Source organism: Nocardia macrotermitis (genome assembly GCF_009604405.1).
In the GTDB taxonomy this organism is placed as follows: Bacteria; Actinomycetota; Actinomycetes; order Mycobacteriales; family Mycobacteriaceae; genus Nocardia; species Nocardia macrotermitis.
In genome coordinates this window covers 1-13,372 of sequence record NZ_WEGK01000018.1, presented here as the reverse complement: position 1 = coordinate 13,372, position 13,372 = coordinate 1, and the positions used below count along the sequence as shown (strand labels likewise).

The 13,372-nt window shown below is 67.6% G+C and carries 14 protein-coding genes; 7 read left to right on the top strand and 7 right to left on the bottom strand.

What is annotated here, in order from left to right; translation table 11 throughout:
• The first annotated feature begins 10 nt into the window (after positions 1-10).
• Positions 11-676: a glycosyltransferase family 2 protein gene (locus tag NRB20_RS31090; protein ID WP_319945616.1), complete on the top strand. Its 666-nt coding sequence runs from the start codon at positions 11-13 to the stop codon at positions 674-676.
• Positions 673-1,365, top strand: a complete 693-nt coding sequence (locus NRB20_RS31085) for a TIGR04282 family arsenosugar biosynthesis glycosyltransferase (RefSeq protein ID WP_153414984.1) — start codon at positions 673-675, stop codon at positions 1,363-1,365. Before NRB20_RS31090 ends, NRB20_RS31085 begins: the two co-directional genes overlap by 4 nt.
• On the opposite strand, the gene NRB20_RS31080 is transcribed toward NRB20_RS31085, so the two are convergent.
• The 4 genes from NRB20_RS31080 to NRB20_RS31065 form a co-directional block, all read right to left on the bottom strand.
• Positions 1,350-2,585, bottom strand: coding sequence for a permease (locus NRB20_RS31080; protein WP_153414983.1), 1,236 nt, complete (start codon positions 2,583-2,585; stop codon positions 1,350-1,352). The genes NRB20_RS31085 and NRB20_RS31080 overlap by 16 nt on opposite strands.
• A 270-nt stretch (positions 2,586-2,855) precedes the next feature.
• Positions 2,856-3,719, bottom strand: coding sequence for an LLM class F420-dependent oxidoreductase (locus NRB20_RS31075; protein ID WP_153414982.1), 864 nt, complete (start codon positions 3,717-3,719; stop codon positions 2,856-2,858).
• A gap of 146 nt (positions 3,720-3,865) precedes the next feature.
• Positions 3,866-4,246 (bottom strand): hypothetical protein, encoded by a 381-nt coding sequence (locus tag NRB20_RS31070; protein ID WP_153414981.1) that lies wholly within the window; start codon positions 4,244-4,246, stop codon positions 3,866-3,868.
• Between the two features lie 148 nt (positions 4,247-4,394).
• Positions 4,395-5,693: an aldehyde dehydrogenase family protein gene (locus NRB20_RS31065; RefSeq protein ID WP_153414980.1), complete on the bottom strand. Its 1,299-nt coding sequence runs from the start codon at positions 5,691-5,693 to the stop codon at positions 4,395-4,397.
• 271 nt (positions 5,694-5,964) lie between these two features.
• On the opposite strand from NRB20_RS31065, the gene NRB20_RS31060 reads away from it, so the two are divergent.
• A complete protein-coding gene (locus tag NRB20_RS31060) occupies positions 5,965-7,014 on the top strand; it encodes an AraC family transcriptional regulator (protein ID WP_153414979.1) in 1,050 nt (349 codons plus the stop codon).
• A gap of 84 nt (positions 7,015-7,098) precedes the next feature.
• A complete protein-coding gene (locus NRB20_RS31055; RefSeq protein WP_153414978.1) occupies positions 7,099-7,689 on the top strand; it encodes an HdeD family acid-resistance protein in 591 nt (196 codons plus the stop codon).
• Positions 7,690-7,707: 18 nt separating this feature from the next.
• Here NRB20_RS31055 and NRB20_RS31050 read toward each other — a convergent pair whose 3' ends face one another.
• Positions 7,708-8,928: an acyl-CoA dehydrogenase family protein gene (locus NRB20_RS31050; protein ID WP_319945615.1), complete on the bottom strand. Its 1,221-nt coding sequence runs from the start codon at positions 8,926-8,928 to the stop codon at positions 7,708-7,710.
• A 130-nt stretch (positions 8,929-9,058) separates the two neighbouring features.
• Between NRB20_RS31050 and NRB20_RS31045 the strand changes: the two genes are divergently transcribed.
• Together NRB20_RS31045 and NRB20_RS31040 are read left to right on the top strand one after the other, a co-directional pair.
• Positions 9,059-9,322: a GlsB/YeaQ/YmgE family stress response membrane protein gene (locus NRB20_RS31045; protein ID WP_153414977.1), complete on the top strand. Its 264-nt coding sequence runs from the start codon at positions 9,059-9,061 to the stop codon at positions 9,320-9,322.
• 161 nt (positions 9,323-9,483) lie between these two features.
• Positions 9,484-10,032: a YceI family protein gene (locus tag NRB20_RS31040; RefSeq protein WP_153414976.1), complete on the top strand. Its 549-nt coding sequence runs from the start codon at positions 9,484-9,486 to the stop codon at positions 10,030-10,032.
• A 55-nt stretch (positions 10,033-10,087) separates the two neighbouring features.
• Here NRB20_RS31040 and NRB20_RS31035 read toward each other — a convergent pair whose 3' ends face one another.
• The gene (locus NRB20_RS31035) at positions 10,088-11,137 is read right to left on the bottom strand and encodes an MCE family protein (protein ID WP_153414975.1); all 1,050 of its coding nucleotides are present in this window, start codon (positions 11,135-11,137) and stop codon (positions 10,088-10,090) included.
• 359 nt (positions 11,138-11,496) lie between these two features.
• On the opposite strand from NRB20_RS31035, the gene NRB20_RS31030 reads away from it, so the two are divergent.
• Positions 11,497-12,729: an alpha/beta hydrolase gene (locus tag NRB20_RS31030; protein WP_194290073.1), complete on the top strand. Its 1,233-nt coding sequence runs from the start codon at positions 11,497-11,499 to the stop codon at positions 12,727-12,729.
• Here the strand turns inward: NRB20_RS31030 and NRB20_RS31025 are convergent, their stop codons facing one another.
• The gene (locus tag NRB20_RS31025) at positions 12,730-13,080 is read right to left on the bottom strand and encodes a hypothetical protein (RefSeq protein WP_153414973.1); all 351 of its coding nucleotides are present in this window, start codon (positions 13,078-13,080) and stop codon (positions 12,730-12,732) included. It lies immediately after the preceding gene.
• Positions 13,081-13,372 lie beyond the last annotated feature (292 nt).

Sequence of the window (13,372 nt, the reverse complement as noted above, 5' to 3'; positions counted from 1 at the left end):
CGGTCGAGAGGTGAGCGATGCACTGAGCGCGCGGGACGTCACCGTCGTCATCCCCTGCCACAACGAGGCCGGGGCACTACCCGGCGTACTGGCGGCGATGCCGTACGGATACCGGGTGATCGTGGTCGACAACGCCTGCACCGACGACACCGCCGCGGTAGCGCGGGCCGCCGGAGCGACCGTGGTCACCGAGCCGGTGCCCGGCTACGGTTCGGCGGTCGAGGCGGGCGTGCGGGCGGCCGACACCGCGCTGGTCGCGGTGCTCGACGGCGACGGCTCCATGGACGCGGCCGAATTACCCTGTCTGCTGGGCGAATTCGACCCGACCGTGGATATGGTCGTGGGCCGCCGCCGTCCGGTGCGGGCGAGCGCGTGGCCCTGGCACGCCCGGCTGGGTAATCTGCTGATCGCCGCGCTGCTGCGCCGACAGCACGGTCTGCCGGTGCACGATATCGCCGCCATGCGGGTCACCCGGCGTGATCGCCTGATCGCGCTGGGTCCGCTGCATCCGCGCTCGGGATATCCCCTGGCGCTGCTGATCCGCGCGGGCGCGGCGGGCTGGCGGATCGTCGAGCGCGATATCAGTTACCGGCCGAGAACCCATGGCGTATCCAAGGTTTCGGGTTCGGTCCGCGGTACCGTGCGCGCCGTCGCGGACTTCTGGAGCGTGCGATGATCACCACCTCCTCCTCGGCGGGTATCCCCGCCACCCTGCTGGTGATCGCCAAGGCGCCCATCGCCGGATTCGCGAAAACCCGTCTCACACCGGACTTCTCACCGCGGGAGGCGGCCCAGCTCGCCGCCGCGGCCCTGCTGGACACGCTCCGCGCCGTGCGGCACAGCGGCGTGCGTCATCGGGTGGTCGCCTGGACCGGCGACCTCACCCGGGCCGAGCGGTCCGACGAATTGTCCACGGCCCTGGCCGAATTCGAGCTGATCCCGCAACGTGGCGAAACCTTCGGCCAGCGCCTGGCCAACGCCCACGCCGACGCCGCCCGCGCGGGCCTGCCGGTCCTCCAGATCGGCATGGACACCCCGCAGGCTGGCCCGGCCCTGCTCGCGGTCTCGGCGACCCTGCTGCTGGAATGCGGCGACACCGTGCTGGGTCCGGCCGCCGACGGCGGCTGGTGGGCCCTGGGCCTGACCGACCCCCGACCCGCCCGCACCCTCGCCGAGGTTCCCATGTCGACCGCCCACACCGGCGACCTCACCCGAGAAGCCTTGAGCCGCTGCGGATGCCGGGTCCGGCGACTCCCCGTCCTCACCGACGTCGACACCGCGGACGACGCTCTCACCGTGGCCCGCGAACATCACGGCCACTTCTCCCGCGCTGTCGAGCAGTTACGTCATCACGCACCCGCGTGACCGGCGTGCCCGTCGTGATCTCGGTGATCGGCATGTTCGCCGTCACCGTGATCAGGCATCGAATGTTCGTGCGCGTGGCCGTGTTCCGCGTCCGGTGAACCACCCATCATGCGCAACATGGGAATTCCCCCGGTGCGCACGAACCGGATCACCAGAACCGCCGCGAGCAACAGGAATACGATGTTGAGCCAGGTGGTGTAGTTCCACCGGATGCCCTCCTCCATGACCATGGCGTTACGCTCAGCGGGCACGAGTCCCGTTGCGCCGAAGAGGATTTCGACGAGGTACCCGGCACCGACCATGGCCACGTAGAACACGCCCAGCACGGTCAGCATCATGCGGGTGCCGTAATACTTGCGGTAGATGTTCAGGATCGGCAGGATCAGCAGGTCGGCGAAGATGAACGCGGTCACGCCACCGAAGCTGATGCCGCCGTTCCAGAGCACCGCGGCCAGCGGCACATTCCCGATCGAGCACACGAACGACGCGATCGCCACCAGCGGCCCGACGATCGGCCCCCAGATCGCCGACAGCAGCGGATGATCACTCAGAAAGAAGTGCTGCCAGAACGTATCCGGCACCCACGCCCCGATCGCACCGGCGATCAGCAGCCCGATGATCAGGTCGCGCAGGATCGCGGCCCACTCCATCACGAAGACGTGCGATACCGCGGTCAGCCCGCGCCCGGACAGCAGCCGCCGCCCGAACGACCCCTCGCCCGCGACCGACATGTCCATGGCCGCATGGCCTTCCATCGATCCGGCCAGCCCGCGCTCGGACTGTGCCCGCGCCGCCTCCACCAGCCGCGACCGCACGAACAACCGGAACAGCACCGCCACCAGCACGATCATGATCGGTCCGCCGATGAATTCGGCGGCGGTGAACTGCCACCCCAGCAGCAGCGCCAGAATGATCCCGAGTTCCACGACCAGATTGGTCGACCCGATCTCGAACGCCATCGCCGCGGTGAAGTTCGCCCCCTTGCGGAACAGGGACCGCGCCAGCGCGACGGCCGCGTACGAACACGACGACGAGGCCGCCCCCAACACCGACGCGACCGCCAGCGTCCGCGGCCGATCGTCCCCCAGCAACCGCACGATCGTCGACTTGCGCACCACCGCCTGCACTACCGCCGACAGCGCGAACCCGAGTATCAGCGCCCACAGAATCTCCCAGGTCATCGACCCGGTCAACGCCAACATATGCCCTACCGCATGCATCAGCCACCTCGTTTCCGCCGTAGCCACGACCCCGAACGAGCCGCGCTCCAGCAGCAACATATACCCCCCACGGGTATGTGGTCAACAGCCTCGCACCACCCCTACCAGCACACACCCCCGAAACGCGCCGATGCCGCGCCCACCGGTCGATTCCGGCGAACACGGCATCGGTCACACATCCCCGCCCCGGGGCCGGCTCCGATTTTGCGGGGCGCTCACCCTTCGTTCCACCCGCCGCAAGCCTGCCGGAGCGGGCCGGAAGCGTGGGTACTACAGCCCGGCGAGCCGCTCGATCACGCCCGCGGCCTTCTCGGTGTATTCGATCGGATCGCCGTCGGGCATCACGTCGATCTGCGTAATCCCCAGCGCCGCATACTGTTCCGCCTCGGCGAGGAAGGTGTCCGGATCCGCGGCCGGGGAGGTGAAGGCGGTGAGGGTCTTGCGGATGACGTCGTAGTCGCGGCCCTCGGCCTCGCAGTGCCCACGCAGCACCTCGAGCTTGTGCGTGACATCCTCGAGGCCGGTGCCGAACAGGTTGCACGCGTCGGCGTAGCGCGCCACCTGCAACAGCGTCTTCTTCTCACCGCCGCCGCCGATCAGGATCGGCGGGCGCGGCCGGGTCAACGGCGCTGGGACACACAGGGTTTCGGCGAGTTCGTAATGCTTGCCCTTGTACGGACCGTTGTTGTCGCTCCACATCTGCAGGCAGATCTGCAGCGTCTCCTCCATGCGCTCGAACCGCTCGGCCATCGGGACGACCGGCACGCCGAGTCCGAGCTGTTCACGCTCGTACCAGGACGCGCCGATGCCCAGCTGCGCGCGCCCCTCGGACAGCACGTCGAGGGTGGACACGATCTTGGCGAGCAGGCCCGGGTACCGGTACATCACGCCGGTGACCAGCACGGCCAGCCGCATCCGCTCGGTCAGCGCCGCGACGTACCCCAGCGTGGTGTACGCCTCGAGCATCGGTTCCTCGGCGCGACCGCGCATCTCCATCTGGAAGTAGTGGTCCATCACCGTGAACTCCGCGAAACCGGCCTGCTCGGCGAGTTGCGCGGTGCGGGCGAGGGTCGGCGCGATCCGCGCCGGATCCGACGGAGTCGAGAAGTTCCAGTAGTGCAGACTCAGATCCATTACTGTCGTTCCTTCGCACTGGGCGGGAGTGAATGGACGGTTATCCGTCGATTCCCCACCCTAGTCCCGATCCGGAACGACCGCCCCGGCCGACCACCGACCACTTCCGAAGTCGATCCGAAAGCCCCTGCGCGACAACGCTTTTCTCAGGATCCCACGGATACCGGCTCGGCATGCCGCTCCGAGATGAGCGACTCTCCGACGATCGCGGCGGTCCGCGGCTTCAGATGCCCCGCCTCGACCAGCACCCCCAGCGCCGCGGCCTTGCGCGCGCAGGAGGCGGCGGCACAATCCAGATGCTCCTGCATGACGCGATGCGCCTCGGGCACCGCGAGCGGTTGCTCGGGCGCACTGTGCCCCGCCAGCAACTCCAGGATCGGCCCGGCGGATTCCGCGTCCAGTCGCGCGCGAATCTCCGCGACGCTACGACCGGGCGTCATCCGGCGCGGCGGGCGCACGATGAGCAACAGCACCGCCAATGCGGCGGCCGTCGCCATCACGACGACGAAAATCTGCCAGCTGCTCATCATTTCACCCCCTCGAATGCGAAATCCGCACCGACGCAGACACAACCGCAATGAATACTCATCTCTCTCTTCCGTGTTCGAAATTGTCTAACCCGGATTGCCTTTTTCTCGAATTACATTGCAGGACAAGCATTTACATATAAAAGAACTACACGCGAAATGCGGTGGCCAGATGAACCGACACGTCGTTGATCGCGATCCGCGCGGCCGTCAATCGCGCCCACACGTCATCGGCGGCGGCATCATCGGCGGTCCACACACTCGCGCACGGCGCGAACGGCTCGTTGGCCAACGCGATCGCCTGCTCGGCATCCGCGACGCGAACCACGGGCAACACCGGCCCGAGCGTCTGCTGGGTCAGCACCGCCATCGCCGGATCGGCGTCCGCGAGCACGGTCGGCTGCATGATCTGCCCCTCACCGTTCCCCCCGACCCGCACCCGCGCACCTTTGACGATGGCGTCGGCGATCTGATCGCGCACATTGTCCACATGCGCGGCCGAGGTCATCACCTCCACAGTCGAATCGTCCGGATCGTGCGAACCGAACGCGAGCACCTCCTCGACCAGCCGATCCAGGAACTCGTCGTAGATCGCCGATTCCACGAACACCCGCTCGATACTCGCGCAGCTCTGCCCCGAGCCCGCGAGCCCGCCCAGCGCGATACCGGTGGCCGCCCGCCCGATATCGGCCCCGGCCAGCACCACCGCCGCCGATTTCCCGCCGATGTCCAACCCGCACGGAATGAGCCGACCGGCCGCGCGCAGCGCCACCACCTTGCCGGTTTCCGGTGAACCGTTGAAATGCACCGCGTCGACCGTATCCACGACCGCCGCACCGGACTCGGGCCCGGCGACGAACTCGAACACCGGCGGCGCACCCAGATCGAGCCAGCCCGTGACCAGCGCGCGCATCGTCAGCGGCGTCACCGAGGACGGCTTGGCCACCACCGCGGATCCGGCCAGCAACGCCGGAACCGCGTCCAGCAACGGCGTGGCCATCGGGGCGGTCCAGCTGGAGATCACCCCGGCGACCGCGCACGGCCGGTGCGCGACGGCCAGCCGCAATGCCGCGCCGGGCACCCGGCCGGCGCGGGTGCGGGGCGGGCTCAGGAAGTCCGCGCCGCGGGTGCGGTGATAGTCCAGCGTGTCGATACCGAGCCGAAACTCCTGGTGAGCGGCGGTGGCGGATCGACCCGTCTCGGCCGCGAGCAGCGCGGCGATCGGATCCTCGTTGTCCAGGAGCCAGTCCCGGAAGGCGGTGAGCCAGTGCACCCGGCCCACCACCCCCATCGCGCGCCATTCGCTCTGCGCCTCGCGCAGCTGGGCGACGGTCGCGTGCACCCGGTCGGGTGTGTGCATCGGCAACGTACCCAGAATTCGTCCGTCGGCGGGTGCGGTCACGGTGATCCAGGAGTCCCTGGCGGCATTCGAGGGAATCGACAACATTCGAGGTTCACTCCGGTCGCGATGGGATGGGGGTACCCACACCGCGAACACACAGCTCACAGGTCGATTCGGCAAACGACCGGGTCGCAAGGGTTCCCCGAGCGCAGTGCGGGATATGAAAACCGTATGGCTATCGTGAACGTTCAACCAGCGCGGATTGGGCCAGGAATCACCGAATATGGGACGTCGCCAGCAAACTTACTCGTGAGTAAAGTGTACGGGCGCACCGCATTTCGCCACGAATCAGCGCCGATTCTGCGAGGATTTGCAGGTGAACGATGCGAGAACGTCGGAGGAGTCCGGTCGCTTGCGGTCGATCAGCGGGGCGGCGCTGCTGATCGAGTACGCCGTATCGCGTGGCCTGTCGATGGCGTCGCTGCTGTCCGGAACAGGTCTTTCCGAGAACCAGTTGCAGGATCACAGCACCGAGATCACCCTCGCCCAGGAGATCGCGCTGACCCGCAACGTCGTGGCCGCCCTGGACGACGAGCCGGGCATGGGTCTGATGGCCGGACTCAGTTGTCACGCACCGAATTTCGGTGTTCTCGGCTTCGCGGCCATGAGCAGCCCGACCCTGCGGCGGGCCGCGGAGATGGTGCTCCAGTACGCCGATCTGTCGTTCACCTTCGCGCACCACACTCTCGAGGACCACGGCCAGGAGTTCTGGTTCATCCGCGATGATCGCGCCATTCCGGCCGATCTGCACCGCTTCGTACTGGAGCGCGACCTCGCAGCTATCGCGACCGTGACGCAGGACGTGCTGGGCTCGCGACTGCCGATGATCCGGGCGGAGATCGCGGTGGATCCGCACCCGATCTACGAGATGTTCGGGACGTTGCTCGGGGTCGACAAACTCGTGTTCGGCACCGAACGCACGGTGCTGATCGGCAACACCAGCGCCCTGGATCAGCCCATGCCGCAATCGAATCCGGTCACCGCGCGCTACTACGAGCGCCAGTGCGCGGATCTGATCCAGCAGCGTCGCAACCGCACCGGCCTGAGCGGTCAGGTGCGCGAACTGCTGATCCGGCACGGCGGCGTCGCCGACCAGACCCATATCGCCGCGGACCTGGACGTCAGCGTGCGCACCCTGCGTCGGCGGCTGGCCAGCGAGGGCACCACCTTCCGCGAGGTCAGCAACGAAACCGTCGGGCTGCTCGCGGAGGAGATGCTGATCGCCGGGCTGACGGTCGAGCACGCCGCGGAACGACTGGGCTATTCCAGCGTCTCGGCGTTCACCTCGGCGTTCCGGTCCTGGCGGGGTCAGTCACCGGGGCAGTTCGCCCGCACCCACCGGGGCCGGGCCACCGTCCGCGTCTGAGGCGGCGCGCCGATTCGGCATTCGTAACCCATTCGAGTTCAGCTAATGGTCCGCGAGGGGCTGAACCGGACTTATCCTGCCCAAATGACAACCAGCAAAGAAGGAGTAACCGAAGGGCCACTGCATCTGCTGGCCCGCGGTGCGTGGCAGTCGCTGCTGGTCATCGGCATCCTGTCGGTGGTCATCGGCCTCATGATCCTGATCTGGCCGGGGCCGACACTCGTCGTCGCCGGCATTCTGTTCGGTTTCTATCTGCTGTTCTCCGGTGTGCTGCAACTCGTCGCGGCGATGGGCCCGCACGTGGGGGCCGGGTGGCGGGTGCTGTCGATCGTCAGCGGCATCCTGTCGTTCATCCTGGCGGTGTTCTGCTTCCGGCACATCGGCGATTCGCTGGTGCTGCTGGCGCTGTGGATCGCGGTCAGCTGGCTGTTCCGCGGGATGGCGGTGCTGATCGGCGGCACCGAATCGCCCTCGGGCATGCCCGGCAAGGGGTGGACGATCGTCTTCGGTGTGCTGCTGCTGATCGGCGGCGTGGTCATGGTGGTGTGGCCGATCCACTCGATCGCCGCGCTGACCGTCCTGACCGGTTGGTGGCTGTTGTTCATGGGCCTCATGGAGATCGTGGAGGCGTTCCAGGTGCGTGGCGCGGCCAAGCACATTCCGAGCCCTGCGTAGTCGACCCGGCGACGGCCGTCAGCGGACCAGCGGTTCCGGTAACAGATCCGCGTGGTCCGCGGGCGGCCGTCGTGGCGTCCGATAGGACGAGGGCAGTCCCAGCGTGTGCTCGCCGATGTAGTTGAGCACCATCTCCCGGCTCACCGGCGCCGTGCGCATGAGCCGCGCGGTGAACCACATCTCGGCCAGGCCGTATTCGGGGGTGAGCCCATTCCCGCCGTGCACCTGGATCGCCTGATCCAACGCGTGCAGCGAAGCCTCGGCGGCGGCGAATTTGGCCATGTTGGCCGCGGCGGCCGCATCGTGACCGGCATCGAACTGCTGCGCCGCGGCGCGGGTGGCCAGCCGGGCCAGTTCGACCTCGATGTGGGATTCGGCCAGCGGATGCGAAATGCCTTGGTGCGCACCGATCGGCACCGACCACACCCGGCGTTCCTTGGCATAGTCCACCGCCTTGGCCACCGCGTAACGACCGATGCCGCAACTGATCGCCGAGGCCAGCACGCGTTCGGGGTTCAACCCGGCGAACACCTGCGGTAATCCCTTGCCGGGCAAGCCGATCAGCGCCTGCGGGCCCAGCCGGACCTCGTCCAGGAAGACGGTGAACTGCCGGTCCGGGGAGACCACCGCGGTCGGCAGTGGTTGCAGCGTAACGCCTTTCGCGTCGGTGGGAACAACGAACAGCGACAACGGATTTCGCCGCGTATCGGCGATGTCGACCGCGCGGGCGACGACCAGCAGCGCATCGGCCTCGTCGGCCGCGGAGATGAAACACTTTCCGCCCGAAACGATCCAGTCCGCACCGTCGGCGCGGGCGAAGGTGCGCACGGCGTGCGCGTTGGATCCCGAATCGGGTTCGGTGAGCGCGAAGGCCATCTTGCGGGTGCCGTCGGCCAGCCCCGGCAGCCAGGCGGCCGCGAGTTCCGGCGAGCCGTGCGCGGCCAGGATGGATCCGCAGATGGCCGGTGAGATAACCGTCAACAGCAGCGGAATGCCGTGCGCCGCAAGCTCTTCCACGACGATCGACAATTCGGTCAGGCCCGCGCCGGCACCGCCGTGTTCGATCGGCAGATGGACCCCCAGCATGCCCGCGGACCCCAGATCGGCCCACAGTTCGTCGAGCTTCGCACCGGCGCGCGAACGCTCCAGGAAATATTCCGCCCCGTATTTCGACGCGATCTGCGCGACCCCGTCGCGAAGCAGGCGTTGATCGGAGCTGTCGACGAGAAGACCCTGCACGGTTGCCCCACTCTCCCTCGGCTCAACCGTACCCGACACCGCGGTCCGGCGGTCCGAATCGCCCTATGCCCGTTCGAGTCTTGCTACCTTTGGAGCACCCGTCGGAGTAACTCGTACAGGAGTCGACATCATGAGCATCGTCTGGATGATCATCATCGGCCTGATCGCCGGTGCCATCGCCCGTCTGCTCGTCCCGGGCAAGGAGAGCTTCGGCTGGATCGGCACCATCGTGCTGGGCGTCGTGGGCGGATTCGTCGGCGGAACCCTGGGCAGCCTGGTCTTCGCCCCACACAAGCTGAGTTTCCGGCAGCCGATCGAGCACACCTTCATCGGCGCGATCGTCGGCGCCGTCATCGTCCTGATCATCTACAAGTTCGTGCGCGCCCGCACCTAGCGCCCGCACCACTCACCGACGGACCGCTCCCGGGCGGTCCGTCGGTGTAAGCCCGCTGAATCTCCGGCCCAACCGATAACCGCTGCTCGGGGCACGAAACGACCTAGACTGTCGGCATTTCATGCAGTAGACCATCGGATGCGAACCGATAGGAGATCCTCATGACAGCCGGCACCTCCCATGCCCTGGCCGCGGGAACCTGGGTCATCGACCCGGCCCATTCCCAACTCGGCTTCACCGTGCGCCACCTGATGGTGAGCAAGGTCCGCGGACGATTCAGCGACTTCTCCGGCAAACTCGTCGTCGGCGAGGACGGCGCCGCCCGCGCCGAGGCGCAGATCCAGGTCTCCTCGGTCACCACCGACAACGAACAGCGCGACGCGCATCTGCGCACCGCCGATTTCTTCAAGGCCGAGGAATTCCCGCTCGCGACGTTCGCCACCTCCGAATTCCGGATCGAGCCGGGCGAATTCGACGTCGCCGGTGAGTTCACCATTCGCGGCGTCACCAAGCCGATCACCCTCGCGGTCGAATTCCTCGGCAGCAATCCGGGGATGGGCGCGGGGCCAGTCGCCGGATTCGAGGCCAAGACGGTCATCAACCGGCGGGATTTCGACATCACCATCGATATGCCGCTGCCCGAGGGCGGCGCGGTGATCGGTGACAAGATCACCCTCACCCTGGAGATCGAGGTCGGCCTCCAGGGCTGAGCGTGGCCCCCGAGCCGGACCGCACCGCAGACCGGTCCGGCTCAGGGGCGGCACCTCAGGGGCGGCACACCGCCGAATGCGAATTGCCGCCGATCTGGGTCAGAATTCCGCGCGGCAGCAGAATCCCGTACAGCGACACGTCCAGGCTGCACACGTAGGCCGAGGCGAACGCGCCGTCCTGCGTCGCGCCGCCCAGATCGGACAACATCCTGGGCAGATCGATCGCCGCCTGATCCAATTGCGCACCGTGTGCGATCAGCATGGTCAACGCGTCGTGCGAGGAATCCTGCGCCGCGGCGATCTTGGGCTGGATCCGCTGCACCAGCTGTTCCATCGAATTCGTCGCGCCCGCGATCTGATCGGTCGAGGCGAGCAGCGACTGTCCCTGCCGATACAGGCCGCCGACCAGCGCGCGGGTCTGGGTGATCAGGGTTTCCAGCTGGTCACCGCGTGCGGCCAGACTCTTCATCACGCCCGACAGATTCGTGATGATGTCCGCGAGGATCGCGTCGCGCCGCTCGAAATCCCCCGCCAGGCCCGCGGCCTGGGTGATGAACGCGCTCAGCGAGACCCCGTTGCCCTGTAACGCCTCGATCAACGTGCCGGTCAGATCGTTGACCTGGGCGGGGTCCAGGGTCTGGAACAGCGGCTCGAATCCGTTGAGCAGCTGGGAGATGTCGAAGGAGGGTTCGGTCTGCGCCAGCGGAATCGCACCCCCGGCCGGGAGCAGCGTGGGCTCGCCCTTGGTCCCGGGCTCCAGCGCGACGTAGCGCTGCCCGATCAGATTCTGGTACCGCACAAGGGCTTTGGTGTCGTGATAGAGATGCTGATCGCGCTGCACCCGGAAGGTCACCGCAGCCACGTACTTGTGACTCGCGGGATCGCGCACCGTGCCGATGGAGTCGACCTTGCCGACCCGCACCCCGGCCATGCGCACATCGTCACCGGGACGCAGCCCGAGCACATCGGTGAACGTCGCGGAATAGCTGTCGGTCTGCCCCTTGACGGTGCGGGCGAGCGTATTCCACATCATCACCGTCACCAGCAGCGCCACCAGGCCGAAGATCGCGAACCCGACCGCGGCCTTGCGATCCTTGCCCCTCATTCCGGCGTTCCATCCGCAGTTACCGAACCGAGCACAGCACGCCTCCTGAAACCTTGCGGTGGAACCGGACTACTGGCAACGACCTCGCTGATGACGCAATTTCGGCTATGACGCAGCAAATGCGAGCACTATAGCGAATGCGGATCGATCGTGAACCCCGCCACACCGCGCACCCGCGCGCCGCATTGCACCGCGACACGTTGTCGCCCATCATTTGCTGGTCACCGATCCGGGCATACACCCCGTCGGCCGGGCAGATCCCCCGGTCCGGGCCCGGTATCGGGTTTCGATCGGCTCGCCCGGCGTCATCCCCGCCGGTCTGCTTAGCTGGGACCCACCACGCGGAGGTCAATACGGTCATGTCGAATATCGCGCAGGCGACTGCGGGCGAACGACGAGCGGCACATCGGGCACGCAAGGAACCGCTGGCGCCCCGGCTCGCCTCGGCCGCGGCCTGGCTGCTGTGCATTGTGGTGATCGTGGGCGGCGCGATCTTCTTCGCACCCCGGATCCCGGTCGATTGGCTACAGGACGTGGTGGGCGCCGCCGGGTTGGCGCTGTCGGCGGCGACGCTGTGGTTCGCGGTGGGCTGTTTCCTGTGCGTGGTGGTCGCGATCGTGTCCTGGCGCAGCCGCAAGGTCTGGCGGCTCGCGGCCGGGGTGATCGCGGCGGCGCTGGCGCTCACGGTCGTGCTGGTGCCCTGGCTGACCGCGTGGCGCACCGCGTCCGCGCACGGTTCGACGGTGTCGGTGTTTTCCTTCTCCGATCAGGGTCCGCACCGATCACCCACGCGGACAACGACTTTCGCCACCATCGACGGCCAGGCGCTGGATCTGGACGTGTATCGCCCGACGCAGCCCGCGGCTGGGGCGCCGGCGATCGTGTTCGTGCACGGCGGCGGATTCGTCAACGGCAACCGCGGTGAGAGCAACAGCTGGTTCAGCTGGTTGGCGACCCAGGGTGTCACCGTGTTCTCCATCGATTACCGGCTCGCGCCGCCCGCGCGCTGGCAACAGGCCACCGGCGATGTGAAATGCGCCCTGGGCTGGGTGCGCGCGCACGCCGGGGAGTTCGGTATCGCTTCGTCGAACATCTCGGTCGCGGGCGATTCGGCGGGCGGGAATCTCGCGCTCATGGCCGCGTACACCGTCGGCGATGCGCAGTTCCCGCCGACCTGCGAGGTGCCCGAGGCCCCGGTGCGTTCGGTGATCGCGCTCTACCCGATCACGAACCTTCCTGCGGCACTGGACGATACGCGGACGCCCTACGCGATACGCACGATGCTGGACCGCTACACGGGCGGCCGCATCGCGCAGCAGCGGGATCGCTACCTCGCCGCCTCACCGACCGAGCACGTCGCGCCGGGGCTGCCGCCCACCCTGCTGGTGCAGGGCGGCAGCGACCACCTGGTGCCCGCGAACCAGACCACCCGATTGGCCACCGCCCTGAACGCCGCCGGAGTTCCGGTGCAGACGTACGAGCTGCCGTGGGTGGACCACGGATTCCTCAGCCGATGGGGTGATTGGGGATCGCAGCTGCTGCGGCCGCAGCTGAGCAAATTCGTGCAGCAGTATCTGACCGCCGCATCCTGATCAGGCCGCGGCGGCCCGGCTCAGCCGGCGGCACACCGCCTCGGGATCCGCGACGTCCAGCACCAGCCGGGTGAAATCGGTCCCGGACAACTCGATCCGGACCCCGCGCCCGTCGAAGAGCGTGTCCCAGAATTCCTTGCGGTGCTTACCGCGGAAGATCCCGGCCGCGATGACGCCCGGGAAGAACGTGCCCGGCGCGCGCACCCACGGCGGCCGCAGATCGATCTCGGCCGGTACGACCGCGGTGATATTCGCCAGATCGAAGGTGACCTGCTCGCGCAGCGACAGGAATCGATGTGCGCCGAGCACCTGAACCGTCACCGTCGTCCCCGTGACCTCGATTTCGACCATCGCGCACCTCGCCCTCGCCGATTCCTGCTACCTCGACCAGGATGCGTCCCGCGCCTGACCGGAGCCTGTGGCTTTCCTTTGTTTTCTCTCAGATTCGGCGGCGGCGGCCGAGTTCGCGAGTGAAGATCACCACAACGCTTCGGGTGAGTGGGCGAGCCCCGTTAGCCTGGATCTTGCGCCGGGCCTGCGGCCCGGCGTGATCGGGTTCGGATTGGTTGTTTGCCGCTGATCAGCGGCTTTCGGGCAATCTTGGGTGGCCCGGTCGGCGGGTTGGCCGCCGGGCTCCACGGGC